We start from the raw sequence: 26,290 nt of genomic DNA, 5'->3' as shown, positions 1-26,290 counted from the left end.
CCAGAGTCGCATTCATGGATCTAAAACAGCTCGAATGTTTCGTACGGGTGGCCGAGTTCGGAAGCTTCACCAAGGCCGCCGCCGTACTGAACATCTCTCAGTCGGTCGTTAGCCGTCAGGTCAGGCAGCTTGAGGTCGAACTGCAGGAGCATCTGCTCTTGCGAAATGGCCGAGGCGTCTTACTGACCGCTTCCGGGCAACGCTTGTTCGATCATGGCAAAGGCATCTTGCGGCAGGTGCAGGTGGCGCGTGAAGACCTGCGCGAACAACGCGACACATTGTCTGGCAAGGTAGTGGTCGGGCTTCCTCCCAGTATTTCCCGGCGCCACACCGTGGCAGTGGTCTCTGCCTTCCGAGAGCGCTTTCCTGACTGCATATTGGGGATCAAGGAAGGCCTGACTCATTCGATGCGCGAGTGGCTGCTTCTGGGTCGCCTGGATTTCGCACTGCTCTTCAATCCTGGCCACAGCGCACAACTGCAATATGAGCACATCCACTCAGAACCATTGATGCTCATAGGTAGCCAGCACTCCAACCTCCCTTCCCAGGTATCGATGAAAGACTTGGGCCAATACCCTTTAATCACTCCCAGCGAACCTCACTCCATACGCCGCCTCATCGAGAATGAAGCGTCGAGGCATGAGGTGCATCTGAATGTTTGCCTGGAGGTCGATAGCATCCCGTCGCTATTGGAGCTGATCAATCTCAACATGGGCTACGGCGTACTGTTTCGCTCGGCTCTGGCAAACGGCGACGGGAAGCTCGAAGGACTCAAAGCTGCACAGATCGTTGATCCGTCCATCCAGACACACTTATTTATCGCCACGTTTGAGCAGCGTCCGCTGTCTCGCCTAGCAGAACAGACAATGTCATTGGTTCGTGAGATCTGCATAGACTGAATAGATGCATGCAAAATCCGCATAACTGCTAGAGCCTGTGTCTTGTTGTTGTAAGGCGTCGAGACGGCCACCATCGGCTATCGCTTCCGCTAACGATAACTAAAGGACACGAGATGAAAACCTGCCTCGCCCCTGACGCCAATCCTACAAAACCAAAGCAGCCACTTCCTGTGGGCGCTTGGGATGCTCACTGCCACGTTTTCGGCCCTGCGGCTGACTTCCCTTATGCAGAAGATCGTAGCTATACCCCGCCAGACGCCCCGTTTGAAACGTTACGGGCATTGCACGACCACTTGGGATTCACTCGCGGTGTAATTGTCCAGGCCAGTTGTCACGGAAGTGACAATCGCGCGATGTTGGACGCTATCGCTCGCAGTGAAGGACGGTATCGAGGCGTAGCAATCGTTGACGGTAGTGAGACCGATGAATACCTTGCCGAGATGGACGCTGGAGGTGTTCGTGGCGTGCGGTTCAACTTCGTTGCACACCTGGGTGGCGCACCCGATCTGGACGTCTTTGATAGCACAGTGGACCGCCTTGCGGATTTGGGATGGCATGTCGTCCTGCACCTTGATGCACAGGACATCCTGACCTATGCGGACAGATTGGCGCGGATACCCGTACCTTTCATCATCGACCATATGGGTCGCGTCAAAGCGCAGGATGGTATTGAGCAGCAGTCCTTCCTGGCATTGCAGCAACTGATGGAAAATCCGCTGGCGTGGGTCAAGGTATGTGGCGCAGAGCGTGTATCGGTCGGGCGGCGACCATTCGAAGATGCCGTTCCGTTCGCGCAGAAGCTGATTGAGCTAGCGCCGGAACGCGTCCTGTGGGGCACTGATTGGCCGCATCCGAACATTAGTAAAGATATGCCCAACGACGGCGAGCTGGTTGACCTGATGTTCGACTTCTGTACCGATCCTCTGCTGCGTCAAAAACTGCTGATCGATAACCCGATGAAGCTATACGGACGCTAAGCGCAACACCTTTGCTGCACCTCCAAAAATAAGACTTTCAGTGAGTGAACGCCATGAACCCCAGTCCTGCATCTGCTCAGGTAAACGTAAGCATTCCTATCAAGGTGAAGACTAAGCCGCCCTTCTATCGCGCGATGTACTTTCAAGTCCTTTTGGGGATTATCGCGGGAGTCGCCGTCGGACACTTCTGGCCCACATTTGCTGCCGACCTCAAGCCGCTGGGCGATGCGTTCATCAAGCTGATCAAGATGATTATCGGCCCTGTGGTTTTTTGCACAGTCGTTACCGGCATCGCCGGTATGCGCGATTTGAAAAAAGTGGGTCGAGTCGGAGGGAAAGCACTGCTCTACTTCGAAGTCATCTCCACTGTTTCACTGCTGATCGGCCTTATCGGTGGTCACCTGTTTAGTCCAGGTGCAGGTTTCAATGTGGATGTGAATTCGCTGGACGCGTCGGCGGTCACTGGTTTCGCCGAGAAGGCTCAGCACATGCACATGGTCGAATTTCTGATGGGAATCATTCCCTCGACGTTTGTGCAGGCGTTTGCAGAAGGTAACGTGCTTTGCATATTGCTGGTCTCCGTGCTCTTCGGGTGCGCACTGTCAGCCATGGGCGAGAAAGGCAAACCGGTCTACGACATGATCGAAGGGCTGTCCGGCGTGTTCTTTCGCATTGTGCACATCATCGCCAAGCTTTCCGCCATCGGCGCGTTCGGCGCCATCGCTTTCACCGTCGGTACTTACGGTGTCGGTGCGCTCCTGCCGCTGATGAAACTGGTCGGCAGTTTTTATATCCTGTGTGCATTGTTTGTCATCGTGGTGTTGGGTGGCGTGGCGAAAGTTTGCGGGTTCAGCATCCTGCGCTTTATCGCTTACATCAAAGAGGAGTTGCTGGTCGTGCTTGGCACCAGCTCATCGGAAGTGGTGCTGCCGCAGATCATGGAAAAGATGGAGCGACTCGGGTGCTCCAAACCTGTCGTCGGGCTGGTCATTCCCACCGGCTACTCCTTCAACCTCGACGGTACCAACATCTATCTGACGATGTCGGTGCTCTTCATCGCTCAAGCGCTGAACATCGACCTGTCACTTTCTCAACAACTGACGTTAGTCATCGTGGCCATGCTCACCTCTAAGGGTGCCAGCGGTGTGTCAGGCGCCGCCTTTGTCATGCTGACCAGCACCTTGATGGTGGTGCCGCTTGTACCGGTGGCGGGCATGGTGTTGATTCTGGGTATCCACCGCTTCATGGGCACCGGACTCGCCATGACTAACCTGGTGGGTAACGGTGTCGCCGCGCTGGTTGTCTCAGCGTGGGAAAAAGAACTGGATCGCGACAAGCTCGCCCAGGAACTTGGCACCAAGCCGTAAAACTTCTGCTCTATCGATCACACCACTTCTAAACAGTCACTGTTCGGTCCAGCACCGAGCAGCGACTCCCTGCGTCAGGAAAATAATAAAAATGAACCGCGCCTTATATGTTGCTTTGCTCACACCTGCACTTATCTCCATCGACACCTCAATGGCCGATGATTTTATCGCAGACAGCAAGATTCGCCTGGAAGCACGAAACTTCTACTATAACGGGGATTTTCGTCAGGGAACGGGCGTATCCAAAAGAGAAGAATGGGCCCAAGGTTTTTTGCTCAACTATGAGTCGGGATACACACCGGGAATCATCGGCTTTGGCGCCGACGCACTGGTGTTTGCAGGTTACAAACTGGATTCGAGCCCAAACCGTTCCGGTAGCGGCCTGCTCCCCAAACGGGCTTCCGGTGAGGCCGCTGATGAATACTCAAAAGCAGGCTATGGAGTCAAACTCAAAGTATCTCAAACATCACTGCGCTACGGCATGTCATTGCCAAAGGTTCCAGTGCTTCAGTACAACAACAGCCGACTGCTTCCTCAGACGTTCCAGGGCTGGCAGATCAACTCTACCGATGTAGATCGCCTGACCCTGAACCTGGCGCAATTCGATAAGACAATCGCACCCGACTCTACCGACCTTCAGGACATAACCCTCGCAGTGAAAGATGGTCGCTATCGTGCAACCGGTATCGGCGACAACTATCGATATGGCGGCGGGACCTACAAGCTAACGCCAGAACTGAGTGCAACGTACTTTTATGGCGAGCTTGATGACGTGTACCGTCAGCAGTTCGCTGGATTGATACATAACACGCGCCTCGGCAAAGGCATGTTGACCACTGACCTGCGTGCCTTCTCAAGTCGTGATGTTGGCGCAGCTAAAGCAGGAGAGGTTGATAACCGCGCATACGCTGCCGCGTTCGGCTACAACCTGGATAATGGGCACAGTGTTATGGCGACCTATCAGGTCATGGGCGGTGCTACGGGCTTTCCTTACATCAATAACCCCTACCTACCCAACTACGTTCAATACCACGACTTCGGAAGCGCAGGCGAACGTAGCTGGCAGCTGCGGTATGGTTACGACTTCGCAGCCATGGGCATTCCCGGCTTGAGCTTTTTTACGGCGTACATCCATGGAGATGGATTGAAGAAAGTCGGCACCGAGAAGGAATGGGAGCGCGATGTGGATGTGAGCTACGCCTTTCAGGGGAGCCTTAAAGGCTTTTCTGTGCGGTTGAGGAACGCGACCTATCGTAGTGACGACGCCAGAGATATTGACGAGACACGCTTGATCGCAAGTTACGTGTTCACATCCTTTTAAACGGAAGTCAAATGCCGTTGGAGAGAAGTCAGTTACGCCGCCTAATAGCGTTCCACGGGCGGCGGCCGGTAACGCGAAGACCGGGGCTGGCAGAATGCTGTGACCGACGACCGGCATCTTTGGGTCCAGACTGCGTGAAAACGCATGGGTCGTTTTAAGTCTGCGTTGCTATGTTAAACCTGCCAGCGTCGGTTATCCGCTGTAGATTCCACATGGAGCCAATCGCTTTGTAGGGGTACAAACGACCAAACATAAAAAAGGGTCGCGAGATAAAATCTCGCAACCCTTTGAATTATATTGTCGGGACGAAGTGATTTGAACACTCGCCCCCTAGCACCCCATCTCCTTTTTTATACTTCTTGAAAGATCCCAAAATTTTACTCTGGATTTTTCCAAGCCAGTATTTACTTGAGCTCTAGCGGTGTTCTGCTCTACGAGAGTCAAGTAACGTCCATCAAGAGTCGACGTTTTTGTGGGGGGAAAAGTAGGGGGAGTCCGTTTCATGGCGAAAATCACCATCAAGGAACGCAAGTTGCTGACCGCCACTAAATTCTGTGTGAGCAGAAGGAGTGTTGCAGATGAAGCAGAAACCTTGGATCTATTACACCGAAAGCCATTACCTCCTTTTCGAGGCGATCAGCCAACCTCCTGTGTATTGCGCAAAAAACGTTCAAGCACATTTTTGGTGATCATCTCGGTGTAGATGTCTGCCTGCATGAGCCCATGCACCCATTCGCACGTGGCGGCAGTAAAGACCTCACCTCGACCTTTGTGAAAGTGCACCACCATGCCGGCCCCGCGGCTATGCAAATCTATGCTGGCGTCGTTAAGGTCAGGCGCCAGGATGGAAGCACGAAACCGGGCATCGCCATCGCCGAGCATGAATGAATAGGCGTCCTCGGCGCGGCCATGCTCGGCATTGGTCGCCCAGCCCATTGCCAGGATTTGCAAACCACCGGGCGCACCGTCTGTGCAGAGCGGTTCTGGAAGGCCATCGACGAACGTGTATTCCAGGCCATCCACCTCATAACCAAAGATGTTGGCTTCGTCTCCGAACATGTCCGCGTAACCCAGGCCCGTCCCCATGAACGCCCAGTGCTTAGGCCTGAAAACTGTGTACCCGCGTGGGTTGCGCGGTGCCATTCCCCCAAAGCTGCCGTATATCCCGCGCAGAGCATTCACCCCGAACGTCGTTGCCCCGGGGTGATTTACCCGCGGATCTTCCCAAGCCCCCGTTAGCCGATGAGGCTCGGTAGCGGCCACAGGATCGAGCGTACCGGCATCGTACTTGTAGGCCACTTGCCGCCGGCCACCGTCTTCCAAGCGGATCTGCCACATAAAATTGCCAGCGAAGCGCGCGACCTTGCCGCCCTCCTCGACAAAGGCGTCGACATGGTCGCGCATTTCCCGCGTCCAGTACTCGTCGTGCCCGGTGAAGACGGCGCAGGCGTAGCCCTCAAGCGCGTGCGGGTCATGATGCAAATCGTCCTGGGTCAGGATATGCACTGTATAACCTTGCTGCTCGGCCCAAACCACAAAAGGTCTCTCGTAAGAAGCCCACCCCGCCAGCGCGTAGTACTTGGCGTAACCGTTGAGGCTGGCCCATTCGATAAACTCATAGCGCGCCGGCCCTGGCTTGCGGGGCCGGGTCGCGTTGACGCAACGGGGCGCATCCTCCGGCAGCCACACCTGCCCTCGCGCCCAAGGGCGCTGGGCCGACAGCAACGGTGATCGACCACGCGGCGTGCCGGGGTGGATGCCAAAGTAATGATTGGCACCGCCCCAGTCGTTATAAGCGGCCCACGTCGATGTGGCTGCGACGAGCACCAAGGCATCTGCACGCTTGCGCAGCGCCTTGACGATGAACAGATGATGCCCAAGGACGCTGTCGTCGCCGCCCCGTACTTCCACCATATAGGCACCCTGCTCGGCATCCGCCGGGATTGTCCATTGCATGAAGGCAGGCCATTGGCAGCCCTGCTCATAGGCACGTTCGGGTATGGGGTGGAATCGAGCATCAAGGTTTTCGGTGGTATGCAGCGTGCGGGCGATGGCGCCATCACGGTAGATCCGGAGTCTCACTTGCGGGCGGTTCGACGACAGATACAGGCAAACCGAATCACCCGGGCTATAGGCGCGGCGATCGGAGTAGCACCAGGCGGCCGCCGGGCCCGACTCGGAAGGGACTTCGACCCAGGTCTCGCGTGCGGCCTGACGTGGCCCCGACGTCTGGCTGACGGTCGCGTTGGCGCCCGGTCGTTCGCCTCGTGCAGCGGCGTTTTTGAGGTCTATGGAATTCATAGAGTCGCACTCCTTTGTTCGGCTGATTCTGCGGCTCGACCAGCCAATGTATTTACGCTGACTCGAACGCCAGGCGCCTCGATGTGCGCAAGGTCCATGCCCGCCGTTTCGTCGATAAGAAACCCTGCCAGGACAGTGACTATTCCCAACCCGATGACATAGCTGACGTAGAGGTAGCCAAGGTCGGCGCCGCTAAGATAGTTGTGTAGATAAGGGGCGGTGCCGCCAAAGATCGCCACTGAAACCGACGAGACCAAACCGACGCCCTGCGCCCGTGCCTGGGTCGGCACCTGCTCGGACAGCACTGCAGGGAAAATCGCCGCGATCAACGACCAGGCGCCTAGCCCCAGCACCTGGGCTAGGAACAGCGTGTAGGGTTCAGTGGTCACCATTATCGAGATGGGATAGGTCAGCACGATCACACCAAGGCCCCAGGCGATGACCATGGGCCGGCGTCCTACCCGATCGGACAACATTCCGCAGACCGGCAACCAGCACACGCAGAGGATCTGCGCGAGAAGGCTGGCCACATAGGCACCTGTGGCGTCCATACCTTGGGCAATCGCCGTCGAAGCGCCGAACGTGACCCACGCGTAGTAAGTGACATTGGCGGCCGCTGCAAGCATGACGATGTTACGCGCGACGCGTAGCATCTCCCCTACGGACAGCTTGCGCGGCGGCCGCGCTTGCCCCTGCTGCTCTACGAACACATGAGATTCCTGCGCACTACGGCGCAAAAACAGCGCATAAATACCCAGTACTCCACCAATGGCGAAACCGATCCTCCAGCCGTAGTCACCCATGGCCTGCGCGCCCAGCAGCCAAGTCAGCAACGCCGCCACGGCCGTTGCTGCCATCACTCCCAGCGTCACCCCCACATAAACGGAACTCGACCATAAGCCACGGTGTTTGCTTGGGGCGATCTCTGCGACATAGGTGTAGGACACCCCTGTCTCGCCGCCATGGGCGAGCCCCTGCATCAGGCGGAAAAACAGCAGCGCGACCGAGGCATACAGGCCGATGCTCTGGTAATCAGGGATAAGCGCGATGCCAAGGCTGCTGATCGCAAGCAGCAGCATGGTGATCACCATGATGGTCCGCCGCCCCAGTCGGTCACTCAGTCGGCCAAACATCCATCCGCCCACAGGGCGAGCGACAAAGCCAACCGCAAACACGGCAAGGGTCGAGAGCATCGCCGAGCGCGCATCGGTCTTGTCGAACAGATTGCTTGCCAGGTACACCGAAAAAGTTGCGTACAGGGTCCAGTCAAACCATTCGAGCGCATTGCCGATACCTGCCGCGCGCAACGATTTGAGGCGTCCTTGGTGAGACGTCGTATTGTTCATGGTGTATCTCCTGAATACGGACGGGATCGAAGCGGTTTGAAAAACCGGATCAAAGGTGCAACGCGGGCTTGGACTGGCGAATACCATGCGCAGAAGGGATTCGGACACGCAGTGCAATCAGCAACGCGGCCAGCAGCATTAGCACGGCCGCCGCTACGAATACGCCTGCACTGCCTCCGAGGCTGAACATTGCACCGCCAGCGGCCGCGCCCGTTGCGATGGCGGACTGCACAGATGCCACCACCATGCCTCCGGCGCTTTCCGCCTGATCAGGTACCGCTCGGGCGACCCAGTTCGACCACGCCACCGGCACACCACCAAAGGCCAGGCCCCAGATCGCCAGCAGTACCGCCTGCCCCGGCACCGACGCCGGCAACAGCACCAACGGCAGTGCTGCGACGCCGACCAGCGCGGGCATCAACACCAGAGTGGCCAGAGGGTGGCGCTCCAGCAACCTCCCGGCTAACAGCGTGCCGACGAAGTTCGCCACACCGAACCCCAGCAACATCAGCGACAGCCCTTGCGTGCCGATGCCGGTAGTCCCTTCTAGGAATGGCCGAACGTAAGTGAACATCGCGAAGTGCCCGCTGTGCACCAGCACGCAACCGAACATGCCCATGGCAATGCCCGGGCGCTGCAACACCTCGAGCACGGTGCGCAGGCGTGCCGGCCGGCGCGGCGCAAGGCGCGGGAGAGTGAACGACTGGAAAGCCAGGGTCACTATGCCGACCGCCGCCGCTGCAAAGAACGCGCTGCGCCAGCCATATAACCCGCCCAGATAACTGCCCAGCGGCACTGCAACTACCGTCCCGATGGCAATACCGCTGAAAATGATCGAAAGCGCCCGAGGCAACAAAGCATTCGGCACCAAGCGCATCGCTACCGCCGCCGCCATGCTCCAGAACCCGCCAAGGGCAATGCCCAGCAAGATGCGCATCAACAACAGCACCGCGAAGCTGGAGGAAATGGCGACCAACAGATTCGAGGCGACCATCAACGTGGAAAAACCCAGCAACACCCAACGTCGGTCGATGCTGCGGGTCAGGCCTGGCACCAACAAGCCAGCGAACAACGCCACGACGGCTGTCACCGTTACCGCCTGGCCAGCCAGCGCTTCGGACACTCCCAGGTCGGTAGCCATCAGCGTCAACAAACTGGCCGGAAGGTACTCAGCGGTCAGTAACCCGAACACACCCATTGCCAACGAGAAGACGGCCATCCACGCGGGCGTCGCAGGCTCTACGTCCGCGCCGACGCCGGGATGGCAGTCGGATACGGCGTTACATACACAGTCAGTCATTGCACGATCTCCCAATCTTCATTGCGAGCCGAAGTCTAGGCGCCGAAAACTGGATGATCTATGATCCAAAGTCTCTACTTTTTGACTAAAACACCTGAACGATGCCTGCAGATCAGTTTGCTCTTTCCTCGGACCTCATCAACGAGCTATTGCGCGGCATGCGCCTGCGTGGCGTTGAATACCGGCGTATCCAAGCGGGCCCAACTTTCGGATTGAGTTTCGCGGAAAAACCTGGGCACGCCTGGTTCCACTTCCTGGCCGTCGGCAATGCGGTATTGCGAATGGAGGACGGCAGCACCTACGCGTTGTCTGCCGGCAACGCCGTGTTCATCTCCCACGGCGCAGCTCATCAGCTGTTTTCCCATCCGGACGCGCCTGTTCAGGACATTGATCGTCTAGACGGCGCGCCCTTAGGTGACACCGTCAGCGCGGTGGATACCGGCACCGATGCCAGCCCCACGCCGAGCACTATTTTGTTCAGCGGTTGCATGGAGTTTGAAATGGGTAGTATTCATGGCCTTGGCCGGCTGATGCCGGGCCTCATGCTGATTGATGCCGGCGGTCAGCGTTACCCCGGGCTGGTGCCGATACTGACCACCATGGAACGCGAGGTCAGCGCCGCCCGTGTCGGCTTCGCCGGGATCCTCGCGCGGTTGGCTGACGTGGTGGCTGCCATGGTCGTTCGCGGTTGGGTCGAGTGCGCCTGCGGGAATGCTTCTGGCCTGGTCGCCGCCTTGCGCGATCCACGCTTGTCTGGTGCACTGCTTGCGCTCCATCAACAACCGGGCCGCGACTGGACCGTTGCGCAGTTGGCCGACCACTGCAATACCTCACGCTCGGTCTTCGCGGAGCGCTTCCAGGTGACGATTGGCATGACCCCGCTGCGCTACGTCACCGAACTGCGAATGCGGCTTGCGAGCCAATGGTTGACCCTCGAAAGGCTGCCGATTGAAGAGGTGGCGCAGCGTTTGGGCTATACATCCCAGGCCGCTTTCAGTCGTGCATTCAAGCGCATTACGGGCAAGACACCGGGTTTGAGTCGTAAGGTTAAGCAGTCCGCTGCGACTTGAAACCGCGCGCAAGGAGTCGATAATCCGAGCCCCTGGCTCATTTACCACCCGTCACGTCGAGGAATGTACCGGTAACAAATGACGCCTCCGCGCTGGCGAGCCATAGAATCGCCCGTGCCACTTCCTCGGGCTGACCGCCCCGCCCCATGGGGATCGAGTCCTTGACACGATCGACCCGCCCCGGCTCACCGCCACTGACGTGCATGTCGGTATAGATATGTCCGGGGCGAATGCAGTTGACGCGTATCCCCTCCCGGGCCACCTCCTTTGCAAATCCAAGGGTGAAGGTCTCCAAGGCGCCCTTTGACGCCGCATAGTCGACGTACTCATTGGGGCTGCCAAGGCGCGCCGAGGCCGATGAGACATTGATCACCACGCCTCCCGGGCCGTTGTGGCGGTAAGACATGCGCTTCACCGCTTGCTGAGCACAGAGTATTGGCCCAATGGCATTGACCGCAAAGATGCGCTGCATCCGCTCGAAGCCGAGGTCCTCCAGACGCGACTGAGGCGCCAGCATCCCGGCGTTATTGACCAGGACGTCGATGCGTCCGAACGAGTGGTCGATGGCTGCGAACAAATCGTAGACTTGTTGCGGGTCCGCACTGTCGGCCCGCACAGCCAACGCGCTGCGCCTCAATGCTTGCACATCCGCAACCACCGCCAACGCTGCGGACTCGTTGGCAACGTAGCTGATAGCAACGTCATAGCCGCGTGCGGCAGCTAGCCGGGCGGTGGCCGCTCCCACTCCACGACTTCCACCGGTGATCAGGATCAGCGGTGCCTTTGAGACGTTGATCATTGAATCTACCTCCTGAGCAGTTGGCCAAGTCAGCCAATGATGAGGGTGCCGCTGGCAATCACGACGCATGCCAGTATCCGGCGCGCGGTGAGCGTCTCGCCAAGGAACGCATAACCGATCAGCAACGCAAACAGCACGCTGGTTTCGCGCAATGCGGAGACCGCGCCCAGCGGCGCTTCGTTCATGGCGTAGATGACCATTGCATACGCAAGCAAAGAGACCAGTCCGCCAACCATAGCGGTAACGATTCCTGGCCGGACGGAGAATAAGCTGCGCGGGCCACGTAGGCCGATGTAGACCACCGGCATCAGCACGCCCCACAGCGCGCACATCCACACGGTGTAGGCAAGCGGCGCGCCGGATAGCCTGGCGCCGATGCCGTCGACAACGCTGTAGGCCGCAATGAAGCAGCCTGTTCCCAGTGCATAGGGCAAGCTGGGAACCGACAGACTGCGCCCTTTGAAGGCCAACGAAATAATCCCACCTGACACCAGCGCAACACCGAGCAACTCGCCCGGCGTGATTCTTTCTCCGGCAAAAATGGCTGCACCCAAGGCGATCAGCACCGGCGACGATCCGCGTGAAATCGGATAGATCTGCCCCAGGTCGCCGACTCGGTAACTGCGTACCAGGAACAAGTTGTAGCCCACATGCAGCAACCCCGAAAGCAGCGCATAGCTCCAGCTTTCAACTGCGGGTGGCGCCATGAAAGCTGCGGCGACGATACAGACCATTGCAATGGCAATACACATCACCGTCATGGCCCACAGCCGGTCGGCACCGCTACGCAGCAGCGCGTTCCAGCTCGCATGCAGGAGCGCGGCGAAAAGGACTAGGAAGATGAGATGAATAGGCATGCGCCACTGTAGGTAGTCCGGTGCCGGGACTAAAGAGAAGTCTCCTCATCGCAGCATGAGTAGATGCTCATGACCTACGGTTCTACGCGTTGTACCTTCAACGCCTCACTGACTAACCAGTGGCGAAAGCTGGCGATATGAGGCTGAGATTCGATCCCCTTGGGGCAGACGAAGTAGTATGCAAGCGGCGATGGGAACGCTACATCGAACAGCCGCACCAAACGGCCATCGCAGATTTCATTCTCGACATGTCCGCTGCGCACCAACGCGACACCTTGGCCGAGCAAGGCCGCCTCGACAGTCATGTTGGTATCGCCAAACCTGACGCTTTCCCTGAGCGGTAAATAGGCCAGCCCGACGGCTTGAAACCACACCTCCCACTTTGGCACCAGCTCGGCACCATCCCGAGTCAGCAACGGAAAATGCAACAACTCTGCGGGGCTCTGTGGTGTCCCAACGCTTCGTAATAGTTCGGGGCTGGCCACAGGAAATACCTGCTCCCCGAACAGGAACTCCGAATACAGGCCAGGGTAATTGCCCTTACCGAGCCTGATCGCAACATCAGCCTGGCCGGGGGAGAAGTGGATGAATTTATCCGTGGTGTCCAGCGAGACCAGCAGTTCGGGGTGCTGGCGAGAGAGACGCGGCAAACGTGGCAGCAGCCACTTGAGCGCGAAGGAATAGGTGGTGCTGACGCTGAGTCGAACCCTGCCTTTTTGCTCGCGCAGATTACCCAAAGTCGCCTCCAGGCTCATGAAAAACTCCCGCACGATGGGCGCCAGCGCCACCCCCGCTGCCGTGAGGCGTAACGCCTTGCCACGTTCAAATAACTGCAGCCCCCAAAGCGCCTCGAGATGCTTGAGCTGGTGACTGACCGCGCTTTGAGTAACATGTAGCTCCTGTGCGGCTGAAGTGAAGGTCAAGTGCCGGGTGGCAACTTCAAATGCGCGCAAGGTCGCGGTGGGCGGCAGGTCTCTCATAAGGGCAATATCCGGCGAGTGATCGGAACAGAGCATGCATGAACGCTAGCTCATGATAGAACTAAACCCACTCGAAACGACACTTAGGGAACCATCGCATCAGCGTCAGCGTCAGCGGCTTCCCTCTCTTTTGAAGGTTCCACTGAGAGCCAGTGATTTTGTAGAGGTAAAAACGCATAAAAATAAAAAAGGGTCGCGAGATAAAATCTCGCAACCCTTTGAATTATATGGTCGGGACGGAGTGATTCGAACACTCGACCCCTAGCACCCCATCTCCTTTTTTATACTTCTTGAAAGATTCCAAAATTTTACTCTGGATTTTTCTAAGCTAGTATTTACTTGAGCTCCAGCGGCGTTCTGCTCTACGAGAGTCCAGTAACGTCCATCAAGAGCCGACGTTTTTGTGGGGGTAAAAGTAGGGGGAGTCCGTTTCATGGCCAAAATTACCATCAGAGAACTCGAGTCGCTGACCGCCAACGATGCCGGCCGCATCCTCCGGGAAGATGGCAATCTCGCAGGTCGAATTTCCCTGCGTAAGGACGGCGTGTCGGTCAGCTTTTTCTATCGCTATCGGTGGGGCGACCAGAACAAAGAATACGCCTGCGGGTCCTGGCCACGCAAATCCCTGACGGACATCCGCAAGGCCCGCAACCAGGCACGGGCACTCATTGATGAGCAAATCAATCCCAACGAGCACAAGAAAACCGCCAAGGCACAGGCATACGCCGCTGCTAACGTAGAGGCTGAACAAGTAAAAATGACGAAGGTGAAAACGCTGACCGTCCAGGATCTGGCCAAGGCGTGGCTGTTGGATGGCGTGGCGCGGAAAGATGGCAATGCTGAATTGCAACGACGCTTTAACAAGGACCTTTTTCCGGCACTCGGCAAGACCGCGGTGAACAATGTTTCCGAACACGATGTTCGGGCGCTGATCCGCGCCGTGGTCAACCGCGGCGCTCACCGGCAAGCCATCAGCTTTTTCGCCGACCTCACCCAGATGTTCAGCTGGGCTAGAAAGCGCCAACCTTGGCGGGCGTTACTGGTTGAGGGTGATCCGACGGAACTGGTCGACATCTCCCCATTGATCCCGGCCGACTACGAAGCGGAAAGAAGCCGCATTCTTTCGCCGGCTGAGCTGTTGGAACTGCACAACCGCTTCCAGCAAATGACCGCCGATTACGACGCCCTCCCCGCGGGCCAAAAATACGACGGCATTCGACCGCTAAAGAAGGAAACGCAGCTCGCGCTCTGGATCAGCCTGGGCACCTTGTGCCGGATTGGCGAGTTGCTCCAGGCCGAATGGAAAAATGTCGATCTGGAACAGCAAACCTGGTTCCTCCCTAGTGAAAACGTCAAAGGTACCCGGGGCAAGAAACAGGACCACCATGTCTTCCTCTCCCCCTTTGCCCTTTATTTCTTTCAGGAGCTCAAAACCCTGACGGGAGACTCCCAATGGTGCTTTCCGAACAAACAGGATGACAGACATGTGGACGTGAAGGTGGTGAGTAAACAGGTCGGCGATCGCCAGGCGCGGTTCAAAAACCGCAAGGCCCTCTCTAGGCGGCGTCATGACGATACGCTGGTCCTTGCCAACGGCCAGAACGGTGACTGGACACCGCATGACCTGCGCAGAACGGGAGCGACCATGATGCAGGCCTTGAGTGTCAGCCTGGACGTCATCGATCGCTGTCAAAACCATGTGCTGGCCGGCTCTCGGGTGAGACGCCACTACCTGCATCACGACTATGCCGAAGAGAAGAAACGCGCCTGGAATCTGTTGGGCGATCGACTCAGCGCCGTATTGTCCTCAACCTACGAGCATCCACCGAATGAGCCGATGATGTTTTTTCCAGCATCCGCCGTCGCTGGATCCCTACCGCCTTCATAGGTCAGATTCATCAATGCTGAATTGACCTAGCTTACTGAGACAGACACGAAGGGCCTGTGGTGTCCGGTTATTGTCGGTGCTCAGGGGCAGCTTTCGGCCGATTCTGTTGAAAAAGCCGGGGTAGTCACAGCAGTCGAGTTTGAGGCTAGAAATGCATCATTTACGCGCTCGTATGAAAAAGCTGACACGGTTCGTCACTCAAACCCGGGGGATTTCAATCTCCATTGCGTCATTTTTCACGGCGACGATTTCGGCGTAATTTTCAACAGGATCGGCCAAAAGCGCAGTCAGAAAAATCAAAAACCATATTCGCCACGCTACAGCCTGCGAAGCGATCTGGCTGCACCTTTGCCATATTCATTACCGTGTTATAAAACTAAAACGCGTTAGGTGCCCGTTCGAGTTCACGCTTCCAAAGATCGTTACTGGCCTGACACTCATTCCCCCCCTCACATCATCGCACCTCAGCAAACACCTCCCCCAACCAGTCCACAAAGACCCGCACCCGTGGCGACATGTGGCGGTTGTGCGGGTACAGCCGGGGGTGCATCTGGATCTGGTCGGCAGCTTTACCCCTGTCATGCGCGAAGTCGACGACGATGTCGTGGCACGCTGCAGCATTTTCGTCGATACCCGCGAAGGTGCTCTCGCAGAGACCGGTGACCTGATCCAGCCAATTCGCAACGGCGTCATCGCCAAGTTCAGCGAACTGTGCGCTGACAAACATGCCGGCCGCTCCGCCCTCAAGGACCAGGCCCAGGCCATGAAAATGTTCAAGTCGGTTGGCGCGTCAGTAGAAGATCTTGCGGCGGCGATCTTGGCTTATCAGCGGAGTTCGACTACCAACTGACCCATGACGCGTTCAAGCATGAATAATCTGTGGCACCTGGAAGTACATCGAATCAATTGATGATTCATGTTCACAACACCTTTGCGTACATCAACGTTCTCTCGGTGGATGCCTGAAGGGATACTGACGACCGTAAGTGTGGCGCACCCATGCCACTCGAAGCCTGTTGCCGGATTGAAATAGGTTCAATCCGGCCATTCATGAGGACTCTCGATGCAAGCTGATTTCGCTGCCTGGTCCTGGACCGCTGGTCAAGGTATTGACGGATTACAACTGATCCGCAAACCGCTGGTGCAACCCGGCCCGGGTGAAGTCCTGGTGGCCAACCGCGCCATAGCGCTCAACCCGGTGGACTGGAAAATCATTGAATGGGGTCACGCTGCCTGGCAGACCGGCCACGTTCCCGGCGTCGACGGCATGGGAATTGTGGTTGCCTGCGGTGCCGGTGTGCCGATCAATCCAGGGACTCGCGTGGCGTATCACCAGTCACTGGAGCGCGATGGCAGTTTCGCCGAATACTGTTTACTCGATGCCGCCACGGTACTGACGGTGCCGGCTGCGCTGGACGACACCGCCGCCGCCTCGTTGCCCTGCCCCGGCCTGACCGCCTGGCAGGCACTGGACAAGGTGCCGGTTGCCGCCCCTGGGGATGTGTTGGTGGTCGGTGCCGGTGGTGCGGTCGGCTTGCTGTTGGCGCAACTGGCAGTGCAGCGCGGTTATCGCGTGTGGGCCACGGCCGCGATCAAACATCATGAGCGCCTGAAGGCCTTGGGTGCCATTGGAGTGTTCGATTACCGGGACGACAACTGGCCGCAAGCCCTTCAGGCAAGCCTCGGTGAGCGTCGAATTACCGCGCTGTTCGACACCGTCAGCGGCGCCCATGCCGCCGAACTGGCCCCGCTGCTGGGGTACAACGGCCACTTGGTGTGCATTCAGGATCGTCAGGAAACAGCACCGCTGCCAGCCTTCAGTACCGCGATTTCCTTGCACGAAGTGGCGCTCAACAGCTTCCATACCCACGCCAGCCTGTGTGATCGGCAACGGCTGAAACAGGCCGGCGAACGCCTGCTCGACAGCGCTCTGGACGGGAGCCTGTCGGTGCCCAAACGTCAGGTCTTCGATTTCCACCAGTTGCCGCAGGCGTTGCAGGCACTCAAAGAAGGGGGCGAAGGTGGCAAGTGGGTTGCGAGATTGAGCGAGTCAGCCTCGAAGCCGTTCGACCCGGCGTAAAAACGCAATCGCCCGAGCCTCCAGGTACGGAGCTCGGGCGACACGGTCAGCATGAGCCAATAGAGACGGCGCGATTACACCTCCGCCAGGTTTTCCTTTTTTTCCAGCCAGTCGATCATCAGCTCACCCCAGGCGATATCGGCCTGCAACGCATCTTTGGCTTTGGCCGAGTCGCGAGTCCGCAAACCTTCCAGTACTTCAAAATGCTTGTGCCTGGCGCTGGCCAGCTCGCGCTTGGGCACTTCAGCGTGGAACCGGCTCAGTAGCGGCCCCATGATCACCCACATGTTTTCCAGGGTTTTCGACACCACGGGCATGCGCGCTGCCGAGATCAAACCAAAGTGAAACTCGCGGTTGAGCAAGGCGGCTTGCCTGTAATCGACCGTGACGGCCTTCTGAAAAGCGTCCTGAATCGCTTCGAGCTTTTCGATTTCGGGTCGGGTGATGCGTTGGGCGGCCACGCCTGCCGCCTCGCCTTCGAGCAAATGACGGATCAACTGGATTTCACGCAGTTGGCTGACCGTCAGCTCCGGCACATAAATCGAGGTCGCGGCTTTCATGTCCAGCGCATGATCACTGACCAGGCGGAAAATCGCTTCGCGCACCGGCGTGATCGAGACGCCGAACTCCTCGGCCAATGTACTGATGCGCAACCGATCCCCGGGTTGATACTGCCCGTCCATCAACGCGGTGCGGATAATGGAATACACGCGTTCGCTCAGGTTGCCTTTATCAATGGGCTTATGCACGGTCACTGTTACTCGATCTCCTGGGTCGATTACTATGCGAAAAGGCGAAAGACTTGTGAATCTGTCGACCTGAAACGCAGATAACGCATCATACATCATCAAATTACGCCTGCCACTCCGGCCGACGATTAGCTCAAATACGCGCATCCCGGCGACCAACGCCTTGCAACAGCACGGCGATCACGATAATCGCACCCTTGATGATCTGCTGCGGGTAAGCCGGCACGCTCAGCAAGTTCATGATGTTGCCGATCAGCCCCAACACCAGCACGCCCACCACGGTGTAGAAAATCGTGCCTTTGCCCCCCGACAGCAAGGCTCCACCGATCACGCAGGCCGCGATGGCGTCCAGCTCCAAAGCCATGCCGGCACTCGGTGTTGCCACCCCCGAACGCGAAGCGATGACCACGCCGGCCAACGCCGCGAGGCCACCGCAAATGCCATAGGCGGCCAACTTGTAACGCTCTACCGGAATACCGGCCAGGCGCACCGCCGTTTCGTTGCTGCCGCTGGCAATGGTCAGGCGACCGTAAGCGTTGTAGCGCAGGATCAAGGCGAACACGACAGTCACCAATCCCGCCAGCCACACGGGCCACGGGATGCCCAACACGCCATCGGCCAGCCGCCCGAAATCACGCAGCAATTGAGCACTGACCAACCTGTCATCCAGGCGTTGTGGCTGGCCGTTGGACAGGATAAATGCCAGGCCTCGCGCGACCGTCATCATCGCCAGCGTCGCAATAAAGGGCGCCATGCGGAAATACGCAATGAAAGTGCCGGTCACCAACCCCATCAGGACGCCGGCCGCCACCGCGATCAACACAGCCAACAGCAAGCCCATGCTGCCATCGACGGGCAGCACATTCAGGGTCATCGCCACTACGATTCCGCCCACCGCCGCGACCGAGGCCACGGACAAATCGATGCCCGCCGTCAGGATCACGATCAACATGCCGACACTGACCAGCAGCAACGGGGTCAATTGGCGCAACAAATTGCCGATGTTCTGATACGTGAAGAAGTCCGCCGACAACACGCTGGCGACGATGGCCAGCACCACCAGCATCACCAGTGCGTTGTGTTGCAGAAACAAGCGCTGCAACGAACGCCGGTCCGCCCGCCCCGCTTGAGCGCGAGGGTTGTCCTGTAGCAGCTCGGCCGTGGCCAGCTTGGAATTAGGGTTACTCATGGTGCTCGACTCCCATTGCCAGGCAAATCATGTCTTGTTCTTTTATGCGCTCGCCCACCAGTTCGCCGGCGATCGCGCCTTCACGCATCACCAGCACGCGATCACACATGCCGATGATTTCAATCATTTCCGAGGAGACCATGATGATTGCCACGCCCTGTTCGGCGAGGTCATTGATGACCCGGTAAATTTCGGTTTTCGCGCCTACGTCCACGCCGCGCGTAGGCTCGTCGAGGATCAACACGCGGCAGCCCGCATCGACCCATTTCATCAAGGCGACTTTCTGTTGATTGCCGCCCGACAGGTCACCGACCAACTGCTCGATCGAGTGCGTTTTTACCGCCAGTTGCTGGCGCAAGGCTTCGATCCCCTGGGTTTCCCGGCCACTGGCAATCCAGCCCATGCGTCCGGTATAGGGACTGTCGGGACGCAGCGCACCGTTGACCCGAATCGACATTTCCAGCAGAACGCCCTGCTGCTTGCGGTCCTCGGGCAACAGGCCGATGCCATTGGCAATCGCTTCACGGGGTGTGCGGTTGTGTATCTCGCGGCCTTCGAGGTAAAGGCTGCCGGAAGTTTTACGATCGGCGCCGAAGATCGCGCGCATGGTTTCGGTGCGGCCGGCACCAACCAGTCCACAGAAACCCAGCACTTCACCCGCCCGGACTTCAAAGCTCACATCGCGCACCAGGCGTCCGGCATTCAGTTGCTCGACTTTGAGCAGCACCTCGCCATGCTGTTTATTGCGCGCAGGAAACAGGTCGCTGAGCTCACGTCCGATCATCATCTCGATCAGGCCACGCTCGGTAATCTCGGCCAGCTCCAGCGTGCCGACAGTCTTGCCATCCTTGAGCACCGTGGCGCGATCGCAGATGCGGAAAATTTCATCCATGCGGTGCGAGACGTAAACAATGCACGCGCCCTTGCGGCGCAACTCGTCGAGGATTTTGAACAGTTTTTCCGCCTCGTGAGAGGTGAGCACCGCCGTCGGCTCATCGAACACCAGCACCGACGAATTGCGCGACAGTGCCTTGCAGATCTCCACGGCCTGTTGATAGGCCACCGGCAAACTGCCGACCGGCTGACGCACATCGATATCGCTGAAACCCAGCTCATCGAGAATCGTCCGGGCTTTTTCGCGCATCGCCGCCCACTGCACGAAACCCTTGCTCTTGCCCAGATCGTCGATGCAAATGTTCTCGGCCACCGACAAATGCGGGGCCAGGGCAAACTCTTGGTAGATGATCGAAATACCCAGCTTGAGTGCATCGCCGGGGTTGCGGATATCGACTGTTTCACCGTTCAGGCTGACCCCGCCCGCATCGCGTACATAGGCGCCGGAGAGGATTTTCATCAAAGTTGATTTGCCTGCGCCGTTCTCACCCATCAGCGCGTGGATTTCACCTGCGCGGGCCGAAAAACTGGCACTGTTCAGCGCGCTGATACCGCCGAACTTCTTCGAGATGTCGAGCATCTCCACGGCTGGTTTGTGCATCGCATTCATTCTGTTCACCGTCTATAAACTGTCGCCATTCCAGCTGTGACCGCCGCCCGAAATCGCAGCGGTCACAGGCCGTTTCACACTCGCGAAATCACTTCATCGCAGTTTTGATCTGCTCGATCGAACGGAAAGGCGGGACGGTCGCGGTAGACGGTGGCAGGCTGTCTGCCTTGATGTAGGTGTCGACGTTGTCCGGTGTGATCAGCGTGACCGGGAAGTACGAGGCCAGCGGCAGGTTGTTGGCATTCAGGCCCTTGTCGAGCATCTGATGGATCAATTCGATGGCGGCCACTCCGGTTTCCGAACCACTGTTGGTGGCGGTGACCAGCAATTTGCCTTGCTTGATCAAGTCCAGCGCCACACGAAAACTGCCGGCACCGGACGCGACCATCACACTGTTTTTCTTGCCGGCATTCTCCAGGGCATTGATCGCACCAATGGCAATGAAGTCGTTCTCTGCCAGGACCAGGTTGAGCTTGTCACCCTGGGACGAAAGAATGTCTTCCGTGGCCGCCAGCCCCCCTTCTTCGGTCCAGTCACCACGGCCCCACGCCAGCACATTGAAGCCGCCTTCCGGCCAGTTGAAACTGCCCTTGGCCTTGACTTGCTGGAACAGCTTGAAGCCCTTGAGCATCGCATCTTCCCTGGACAGCCCGAGCTTGCGCTCTTCGGAACGGGCATAGACGATCCCGGAAATCATGCCGTTGAGCCGGCTTTCGGAAGTGGAGTTGCCCATCACCCCAATGACCATCGCCGCATTGATTACCTTCGCCGGGTCGGTCTTGGCGGCAACGTAACGCCCGGCTTCGAAACCACTGCCGTAGGGATTGCCGGTGCTGGTGGTGATCACCGGCGCGCGTGCGTCCGGGGCAGTACCGACGGTGATCACCGGAATCCCGGCCGCCACCGCCCGCTCGACATCGGATACCGAACCGAGAACATCGGTTGGGTCAATCACGATCAGATCGACGCCCAGGGTGATGAAGTTATCGACCTGGGCACTCTGCTTGGCGACATCGCTGTCCGCCACTTGCAGCTCGATGTCGTAGTTGTACTGTTTGGCGATCGTTTTGGCGTCGTCAATCATTGAAACAAACCAAGGGTTACCCAAGGTGATTTCAGTCCAGCCAATGCGCAGGCGCTCGCCCTTCTTTTTCAGTGGCAAGGCTTTGTTGATCGAGGTGCGATCCGGCATGTCAGGGTCAATCACCCCCGACAACGCGGTGTTGGGCATCAAGCTATAGATTTCATGCTTGGGCGCCGCCCAGGCGTGATTGGCGATAAGGCTCGCCAGAGCTAGTGTGGTGATCGAACGGACAGCTGACAGCTTCATAATTATTATTCTCCAGTGCGCTGATTTTGATCGGTGATGCAGGTGCTGTTGCGAACAGCACCGGTGTCGGGTTGACGGCTCAGTCCTGCAAATCGATCCAGGCCGATTTGAGTTCCGAATACTTGTCCAGGGCGTGCAATGACCGGTCTCGGCCATTGCCCGATTGCTTGTAACCACCAAACGGCATGGTGATGTCGCCGCCGTCGAAACAGTTGACCCAGACGCTGCCGGCGCGCAGCGAGCGGATGATCGAATGGGCACGCGACAGGTCGCTGGTCCAGAGACTGGCAGCCAGGCCGTACGGCGAATCGTTGGCGATGCGCACCGCGTGCAGATGATCCGTGGCGCTGATCACCGACAGCACCGGCCCGAAGATTTCCTCGCGGGCGATGGTCATGTCGTTGGTGACGTTGTCGAAGATCGTCGGCGGGATGAAGAAGCCGTCGGCCAGTGCTCCGCTGGCACGCTCGCCACCCAGGATGATGCGAGCGCCCTCTTCCGAACCTTTCCTGATGTAGCCCAGCACGCGGTCCATCTGCGACTTGTCGACCATCGCGCCCAGTTGCGTGGCCGGGTCGAGCGGGTCACCGACGGCGATGGTCCGGGCCACCTTCAATACCTCGGCGACAAACTCGTGGCGAATGCCCTCCTCCACGATCAACCGCGACGGCGCCACACACACTTCGCCCTGATTGAAAAACATTGATTTGGCCGCAGTGGCGGCGGCCTTCTCCAGATCGCGGCAGTCATTGAGAATGATGTTCGGGGTCTTGCCGCCGCACTCCAGCCACACCCGTTTCATGTTCGACTGGCCGGCGTATTGCAGGAACAATTTGCCGACTTCACCCGACCCGGTGAACACCAGCGTATCGACATCCATGTGCAGGCCAAGCGCACGGCCAGCGGTCGGACCGAACCCCGGCAGCACGTTGAACACACCCGGTGGAATGCCTGCCTGCGCGGCCAGTTCGGCGATGCGCAGCGCGGTCAGCGGCGACTGCTCGGCGGGTTTCAGAATCACCGAGTTGCCCATCGCCAGCGCCGGGGCGACTTTCCACATCGCCATCAGCATCGGGAAATTCCACGGGGTCACGGCGGCGACCACGCCGATGGCTTCGCGAGTAATCATGCCCAGCGCGCCCGGTCCCGAAGGAGCGATTTCGTCGTAGACCTTGTCACAGCATTCGGCGTACCACTGCAGGCACTCGAGCACCGCATGTACATCGAAACCGGCGCTTTCGGACACCGGTTTGCCCATGTCCAGCGTCTCCAGCAACGCCAGTTCGGTCATGTGCTGCTCGAACAAGGCGGCGAAACGCAGCAGGACCTTCTTGCGTTCCTTGGGAGCCAGTTGCGACCACACGCCGCTGTCGAATGCCTGTCGGGCAACCTTGACCGCGAGGTCGACGTCTTCAGCCTGGCAGGACGCCACGTGATTCAGCACTTGGCCGTTGCGCGGGGAAATGTTGGCGAAGGTCGCGCCGCTCAACGCGTCGACAAATCGGCCGTCAATAAAGGCTTGCCCTGGCAGTTTCAGGGCGGCGACACGCTGCTGGACCGCAGCGATATCAACGAGAGTGTTCATGCTGTTGCGTCTCCTTTTTGTTGTTTCAGGCGTAGGCGCCCGAATAAGATATATCATGCATTATTCGAATCGCAAGCAAAGAAATGCCTTGATTCAGGGGTTTTTCTTCACAACTGCTGTTCGTTTAAACCGCGCAATCCTTAGAAACTGACCTCGGTTTTCAGGCCAAACACCACCACGCTTTTATCCCCGCTCAACCCACCGGGATTGGCCACGTATTGCACATTCGGTCGCAGCGTCAGGGCTGGTGTCACGCTGATGCCGTAGTACAACTCCACCGGGTATTCGGTGTCAGGCGCCGGTTGGGTGTAAGCGTTTTGCTGACGGATACGCTTGGCGGATTGTTCATTCACCTCAAGACGACCAATCGCCAGGCCGATCTCATCCTGAGGGCGCGCGGCAAACGGACCGCGGATAAACGCGCCGACGTGAAAGACTTTTTCCACGTAGGACACGTCGCGATCCGACTGGATGAAGTTGGCGAACAGGGTCAGGCCGCGAGCGCTGTTGTCCGGGTCCTGATAAACCCGTTGCTCGGCCATCGCGTAAAACCCGCTGGCCTGATCGTGCTGATCCGGCGCATTGCCGGTCAGACCGATGGGCTGGCCATTGATGTCGTGATAGACATCGTTGAAATCACCGGTATTGCGCCAGATCCCCGCCCGATAGCTGCCGGGCAGACCGTTCAGGGTTGGCGTCCACGCCAACTCGCCAACCGCCAGATAACCGGTGGTGCCCGAGGGACTGCCGAAGTTCAGGCCCTGGGCGTTTTCGGTGAAGCGAGGGTTGACCTGGTACAGCGAGGCATTGAGCGACAGCTCATCAGTCAGTTTCGCCGCCACCGCAGCCCCCCACTGGCTGACCGGCCAGGTGAACCAATTGGGAGTGATGTAACCCGGCACCGTGCCGCAGAACGTCAGGTTTTGAAACTTGCACGAAAACGGGAACACATCGCCACTCATTGGCAAGCGCCCGAGTTTCACCACCAGTCGATCATCCAGCAGCGCCTGCTGGTAATAGAACTGCACCAGGCGGGTAACGCTGCCGTAGCCGTAGATTTCCTGGGCAGCCAGCAACGTGTTGGTCCCGGCCTCGGCAGTCAGGCTTTCGCCATTGCGGTTGCTCAAGGTCATGCGAAAACTCGCCCCTTGCCAGCCCACCAACTTCTGCAGATCAAAGTTGGTATCAATCATCAACTGATCGCTGTAAGTCCCTTTGTGCTCGTCGCCGCCCTGGGTGTTGTAGGCCAGTTCGTTAACGTAGGTCAGCTGAAAATCCACGCCCTGCTCATGCAAGCGAGTGCGTTCGCCGTTCCAGTCCCCCAGCAGAAAATTATTCGGCGAGTAACTGGCCGCCTGGGCACCCGGCAATGCGCAGGCGCTCAAAAGTCCGACGGCAACTATCGTTTTGTTGGTCATTATTATTGTTCCCGAAACTGTTTTTATTGTTGGTCTTAGTGTTTTTCGAGCATGCAAAACCCCGCCAACCCAACTGACGGGTCGGTCAAACTGTTTTCTTTAGAACTTCGTAAAAGAGACTTCGGTTAGAAACACATTCTGACGATGTCGGCGACCTCCTCTTTGCTGTTGATTTTTTTCGGATGACAGGCCAGGTCCTGGTTGAAACTGGTCCAGACGGTTTGGGCAAACGCTTCAATTTGCTCCGGGCGCAGACCATAGCTGCGAAACGTGTCGGTGACGCCCAGGGTGGTAAACAGTTTTTGCAGGATGTCCGGAAGGCGTGCGGCGCGTTCAGTTTCAGCAAGGCTCAGCGTCGACGGATCGAGAATCCCGGCCACCCGCGCGAATTTGTCGGTACCGACCGGCAGCGTCCAGCGGATGACATGCGGCGTGCTCGCCGCGACGGTGCCGCCATGCGGTGCATCGGTCATCGCCCCCAATGGCTGGCCCAAGGCATGGGCTACGGTGACGCCGGCACTGGCAATCGCCATGCCGCCGAGGGTCGAGGCAAACGCCATGCGGGCGCGCGCCTCCAGGTCATCGCCGTGCTCCACGCACTGCCGGGCATTGGCTGCGAACAGGCGTATCGACTCCAGCGCGACCATTTCCACCCACGGCGTGCAGTGAATGCTGATGTAGGCTTCAAGCGCGTGGCAGAAGGTGTCGACTGCGGTCAACGCGGTCAGCTTCGGCGGTTTCGACACCAGAATCTGCGGGTCGATCAAGGCGACATCAGGGTAGATGAGCGGGTTGACGATGGCGCATTTCAGGCCCAGTTCAGGATTGTTGATCACCGCAAACGGAGTCGCTTCGGTGCCGGTGCCCGAGGTGGTCGGCACCACCAGCAAGGGCAGCCCACGGCTTTGCGGGCGCTTGACGGCTTCACCGAGGCGCTCGGTATAGTCCCAGCAACTGCCGCCGTGAACGGCAACGAACGCCACCGCCTTGGCCGAGTCAATCGCACTGCCGCCGCCCACCGCCACCACCACATCACACGCGCTATAGCGAACCTGCTCGACCGCTCGATCAATCGTGGTATGCCGAGGGTTGGGCACGATGTCGTAGAACTCGACAAACCCAATGCCCCGCTCGGAGAAACTGCCGGTAATTTGCGCGACCAGATCGCTGCCCTGGAGAAACGGGTCGACCATCAAGAAGACCTTTTTGCCGAACGGCTCGACCTTCTCGCCCATGCGCTTGATCGCCCCGACCTCAAAATCCAGAGTCAGCGGCAGACTTGCCTGAAATGCTTTCATCAGTTCACCTGTTGTCAGGGAGGGTGCGTTCA

Annotated in this window: 21 protein-coding genes; 8 read left to right on the top strand and 13 right to left on the bottom strand. The window is 58.3% G+C overall.

Annotation, left to right across the window (positions count from 1 at the left end; translation table 11 throughout):
• Positions 1-14: 14 nt before the first annotated feature.
• The 4 genes from BLU75_RS05940 (at position 15) to BLU75_RS05925 (ending at position 4,564) form a co-directional block, all read left to right on the top strand.
• Positions 15-899, top strand: coding sequence for a LysR family transcriptional regulator (locus tag BLU75_RS05940; RefSeq protein WP_084377529.1), 885 nt, complete (start codon positions 15-17; stop codon positions 897-899).
• A gap of 113 nt (positions 900-1,012) precedes the next feature.
• Positions 1,013-1,876: an amidohydrolase family protein gene (locus tag BLU75_RS05935; protein ID WP_084377527.1), complete on the top strand. Its 864-nt coding sequence runs from the start codon at positions 1,013-1,015 to the stop codon at positions 1,874-1,876.
• Between the two features lie 134 nt (positions 1,877-2,010).
• Positions 2,011-3,243 carry a dicarboxylate/amino acid:cation symporter gene (locus BLU75_RS05930; protein ID WP_231982660.1) on the top strand — a complete coding sequence of 411 codons (1,233 nt, stop codon included), beginning with the start codon at positions 2,011-2,013 and terminating at the stop codon, positions 3,241-3,243.
• A gap of 91 nt (positions 3,244-3,334) precedes the next feature.
• On the top strand, positions 3,335-4,564 hold the full coding sequence (locus tag BLU75_RS05925) for an OprD family porin (RefSeq protein ID WP_084377523.1): 1,230 nt from the start codon (positions 3,335-3,337) through the stop codon (positions 4,562-4,564).
• A 636-nt stretch (positions 4,565-5,200) separates the two neighbouring features.
• Here BLU75_RS05925 and BLU75_RS05920 read toward each other — a convergent pair.
• Genes BLU75_RS05920 through BLU75_RS05910 form a run of 3 tightly spaced genes read right to left on the bottom strand, consistent with a single transcriptional unit; the run spans position 5,201 to position 9,511 of the window.
• Positions 5,201-6,865 (bottom strand): N,N-dimethylformamidase beta subunit family domain-containing protein, encoded by a 1,665-nt coding sequence (locus BLU75_RS05920; protein ID WP_084377521.1) that lies wholly within the window; start codon positions 6,863-6,865, stop codon positions 5,201-5,203.
• The gene (locus BLU75_RS05915) at positions 6,862-8,211 is read right to left on the bottom strand and encodes an MFS transporter (RefSeq protein WP_084377519.1); all 1,350 of its coding nucleotides are present in this window, start codon (positions 8,209-8,211) and stop codon (positions 6,862-6,864) included. The genes BLU75_RS05920 and BLU75_RS05915 overlap by 4 nt, the downstream gene beginning before the upstream one ends.
• 49 nt (positions 8,212-8,260) lie before the next feature.
• On the bottom strand, positions 8,261-9,511 hold the full coding sequence (locus BLU75_RS05910; protein ID WP_084377517.1) for an MFS transporter: 1,251 nt from the start codon (positions 9,509-9,511) through the stop codon (positions 8,261-8,263).
• A gap of 101 nt (positions 9,512-9,612) precedes the next feature.
• Here BLU75_RS05910 and BLU75_RS05905 point away from each other — a divergent pair, with 101 nt between their 5' ends.
• Entirely contained in the window at positions 9,613-10,581 is a 969-nt protein-coding gene (locus BLU75_RS05905) for an AraC family transcriptional regulator (protein ID WP_084377515.1), read from the top strand.
• Positions 10,582-10,618: 37 nt separating this feature from the next.
• On the opposite strand, the gene BLU75_RS05900 is transcribed toward BLU75_RS05905, so the two are convergent.
• The 3 genes from BLU75_RS05900 to gcvA form a co-directional block, all read right to left on the bottom strand.
• The gene (locus BLU75_RS05900; protein WP_084377513.1) at positions 10,619-11,380 is read right to left on the bottom strand and encodes an SDR family oxidoreductase; all 762 of its coding nucleotides are present in this window, start codon (positions 11,378-11,380) and stop codon (positions 10,619-10,621) included.
• Between the two features lie 29 nt (positions 11,381-11,409).
• Positions 11,410-12,237, bottom strand: a complete 828-nt coding sequence (locus tag BLU75_RS05895) for a DMT family transporter (protein ID WP_084377511.1) — start codon at positions 12,235-12,237, stop codon at positions 11,410-11,412.
• 74 nt (positions 12,238-12,311) lie between these two features.
• Positions 12,312-13,217 (bottom strand): transcriptional regulator GcvA, encoded by a 906-nt coding sequence (gcvA, locus tag BLU75_RS05890; protein WP_084377509.1) that lies wholly within the window; start codon positions 13,215-13,217, stop codon positions 12,312-12,314.
• Positions 13,218-13,650: 433 nt separating this feature from the next.
• Here gcvA and BLU75_RS05885 point away from each other — a divergent pair, with 433 nt between their 5' ends.
• From BLU75_RS05885 to BLU75_RS05875, 3 genes are all read left to right on the top strand, one after another.
• Positions 13,651-15,105: a tyrosine-type recombinase/integrase gene (locus BLU75_RS05885; RefSeq protein WP_084377507.1), complete on the top strand. Its 1,455-nt coding sequence runs from the start codon at positions 13,651-13,653 to the stop codon at positions 15,103-15,105.
• A gap of 580 nt (positions 15,106-15,685) precedes the next feature.
• Positions 15,686-15,955, top strand: coding sequence for a hypothetical protein (locus BLU75_RS05880; protein WP_231982620.1), 270 nt, complete (start codon positions 15,686-15,688; stop codon positions 15,953-15,955).
• A 213-nt stretch (positions 15,956-16,168) separates the two neighbouring features.
• Complete coding sequence (locus BLU75_RS05875) at positions 16,169-17,185, top strand: zinc-binding dehydrogenase (protein WP_090221391.1); 1,017 nt, start codon at positions 16,169-16,171, stop codon at positions 17,183-17,185.
• A 74-nt stretch (positions 17,186-17,259) separates the two neighbouring features.
• Here the strand turns inward: BLU75_RS05875 and BLU75_RS05870 are convergent, their stop codons facing one another.
• The 7 genes from BLU75_RS05870 to BLU75_RS05840 form a co-directional block, all read right to left on the bottom strand.
• Positions 17,260-17,940, bottom strand: a complete 681-nt coding sequence (locus tag BLU75_RS05870) for a GntR family transcriptional regulator (RefSeq protein WP_167413911.1) — start codon at positions 17,938-17,940, stop codon at positions 17,260-17,262.
• Positions 17,941-18,067: 127 nt separating this feature from the next.
• Positions 18,068-19,123 carry an ABC transporter permease gene (locus BLU75_RS05865; protein WP_084377501.1) on the bottom strand — a complete coding sequence of 352 codons (1,056 nt, stop codon included), beginning with the start codon at positions 19,121-19,123 and terminating at the stop codon, positions 18,068-18,070.
• Positions 19,116-20,618, bottom strand: coding sequence for a sugar ABC transporter ATP-binding protein (locus BLU75_RS05860; RefSeq protein WP_231982619.1), 1,503 nt, complete (start codon positions 20,616-20,618; stop codon positions 19,116-19,118). The genes BLU75_RS05865 and BLU75_RS05860 overlap by 8 nt, the downstream gene beginning before the upstream one ends.
• A gap of 97 nt (positions 20,619-20,715) precedes the next feature.
• Positions 20,716-21,957, bottom strand: a complete 1,242-nt coding sequence (locus tag BLU75_RS05855) for a sugar ABC transporter substrate-binding protein (RefSeq protein WP_084377497.1) — start codon at positions 21,955-21,957, stop codon at positions 20,716-20,718.
• 79 nt (positions 21,958-22,036) lie between these two features.
• Positions 22,037-23,542: an aldehyde dehydrogenase gene (locus BLU75_RS05850; protein WP_084377495.1), complete on the bottom strand. Its 1,506-nt coding sequence runs from the start codon at positions 23,540-23,542 to the stop codon at positions 22,037-22,039.
• Between the two features lie 140 nt (positions 23,543-23,682).
• Positions 23,683-24,960 (bottom strand): carbohydrate porin, encoded by a 1,278-nt coding sequence (locus tag BLU75_RS05845; protein WP_084377493.1) that lies wholly within the window; start codon positions 24,958-24,960, stop codon positions 23,683-23,685.
• A 125-nt stretch (positions 24,961-25,085) separates the two neighbouring features.
• The gene (locus BLU75_RS05840; protein WP_084377491.1) at positions 25,086-26,258 is read right to left on the bottom strand and encodes an iron-containing alcohol dehydrogenase; all 1,173 of its coding nucleotides are present in this window, start codon (positions 26,256-26,258) and stop codon (positions 25,086-25,088) included.
• Positions 26,259-26,290: the final 32 nt, after the last annotated feature.

Source organism: Pseudomonas mucidolens (assembly GCF_900106045.1).
Taxonomy (GTDB): domain Bacteria; phylum Pseudomonadota; class Gammaproteobacteria; order Pseudomonadales; family Pseudomonadaceae; genus Aquipseudomonas; species Aquipseudomonas mucidolens.
The sequence above is the reverse complement of the archived record's forward strand: the minus strand, read 5'-3'. Positions and strand labels throughout refer to the sequence as shown.

Excerpts from the sequence above, each read along its gene's own strand:
- BLU75_RS05880 (WP_231982620.1), top strand. The coding sequence starts at position 15,686 with ATGCGCGAAGTCGACGACGATGTCGTGGCACGCTGCAGCATTTTCGTC.
- BLU75_RS05930 (WP_231982660.1), top strand. The coding sequence starts at position 2,011 with ATGTACTTTCAAGTCCTTTTGGGGATTATCGCGGGAGTCGCCGTCGGA.
- BLU75_RS05905 (WP_084377515.1), top strand. The coding sequence starts at position 9,613 with ATGCCTGCAGATCAGTTTGCTCTTTCCTCGGACCTCATCAACGAGCTA.
- BLU75_RS05850 (WP_084377495.1), bottom strand. The coding sequence starts at position 23,542 with ATGAACACTCTCGTTGATATCGCTGCGGTCCAGCAGCGTGTCGCCGCC.
- BLU75_RS05845 (WP_084377493.1), bottom strand. The coding sequence starts at position 24,960 with ATGACCAACAAAACGATAGTTGCCGTCGGACTTTTGAGCGCCTGCGCA.
- BLU75_RS05860 (WP_231982619.1), bottom strand. The coding sequence starts at position 20,618 with ATGCACAAACCAGCCGTGGAGATGCTCGACATCTCGAAGAAGTTCGGC.
- BLU75_RS05910 (WP_084377517.1), bottom strand. The coding sequence starts at position 9,511 with ATGACTGACTGTGTATGTAACGCCGTATCCGACTGCCATCCCGGCGTC.
- BLU75_RS05855 (WP_084377497.1), bottom strand. The coding sequence starts at position 21,957 with ATGAAGCTGTCAGCTGTCCGTTCGATCACCACACTAGCTCTGGCGAGC.
- gcvA (WP_084377509.1), bottom strand. The coding sequence starts at position 13,217 with ATGAGAGACCTGCCGCCCACCGCGACCTTGCGCGCATTTGAAGTTGCC.
- BLU75_RS05865 (WP_084377501.1), bottom strand. The coding sequence starts at position 19,123 with ATGAGTAACCCTAATTCCAAGCTGGCCACGGCCGAGCTGCTACAGGAC.
- BLU75_RS05875 (WP_090221391.1), top strand. The coding sequence starts at position 16,169 with ATGCAAGCTGATTTCGCTGCCTGGTCCTGGACCGCTGGTCAAGGTATT.
- BLU75_RS05920 (WP_084377521.1), bottom strand. The coding sequence starts at position 6,865 with ATGAATTCCATAGACCTCAAAAACGCCGCTGCACGAGGCGAACGACCG.
- BLU75_RS05940 (WP_084377529.1), top strand. The coding sequence starts at position 15 with ATGGATCTAAAACAGCTCGAATGTTTCGTACGGGTGGCCGAGTTCGGA.
- BLU75_RS05900 (WP_084377513.1), bottom strand. The coding sequence starts at position 11,380 with ATGATCAACGTCTCAAAGGCACCGCTGATCCTGATCACCGGTGGAAGT.
- BLU75_RS05925 (WP_084377523.1), top strand. The coding sequence starts at position 3,335 with ATGAACCGCGCCTTATATGTTGCTTTGCTCACACCTGCACTTATCTCC.
- BLU75_RS05915 (WP_084377519.1), bottom strand. The coding sequence starts at position 8,211 with ATGAACAATACGACGTCTCACCAAGGACGCCTCAAATCGTTGCGCGCG.
- BLU75_RS05885 (WP_084377507.1), top strand. The coding sequence starts at position 13,651 with ATGGCCAAAATTACCATCAGAGAACTCGAGTCGCTGACCGCCAACGAT.
- BLU75_RS05840 (WP_084377491.1), bottom strand. The coding sequence starts at position 26,258 with ATGAAAGCATTTCAGGCAAGTCTGCCGCTGACTCTGGATTTTGAGGTC.
- BLU75_RS05935 (WP_084377527.1), top strand. The coding sequence starts at position 1,013 with ATGAAAACCTGCCTCGCCCCTGACGCCAATCCTACAAAACCAAAGCAG.
- BLU75_RS05895 (WP_084377511.1), bottom strand. The coding sequence starts at position 12,237 with ATGCCTATTCATCTCATCTTCCTAGTCCTTTTCGCCGCGCTCCTGCAT.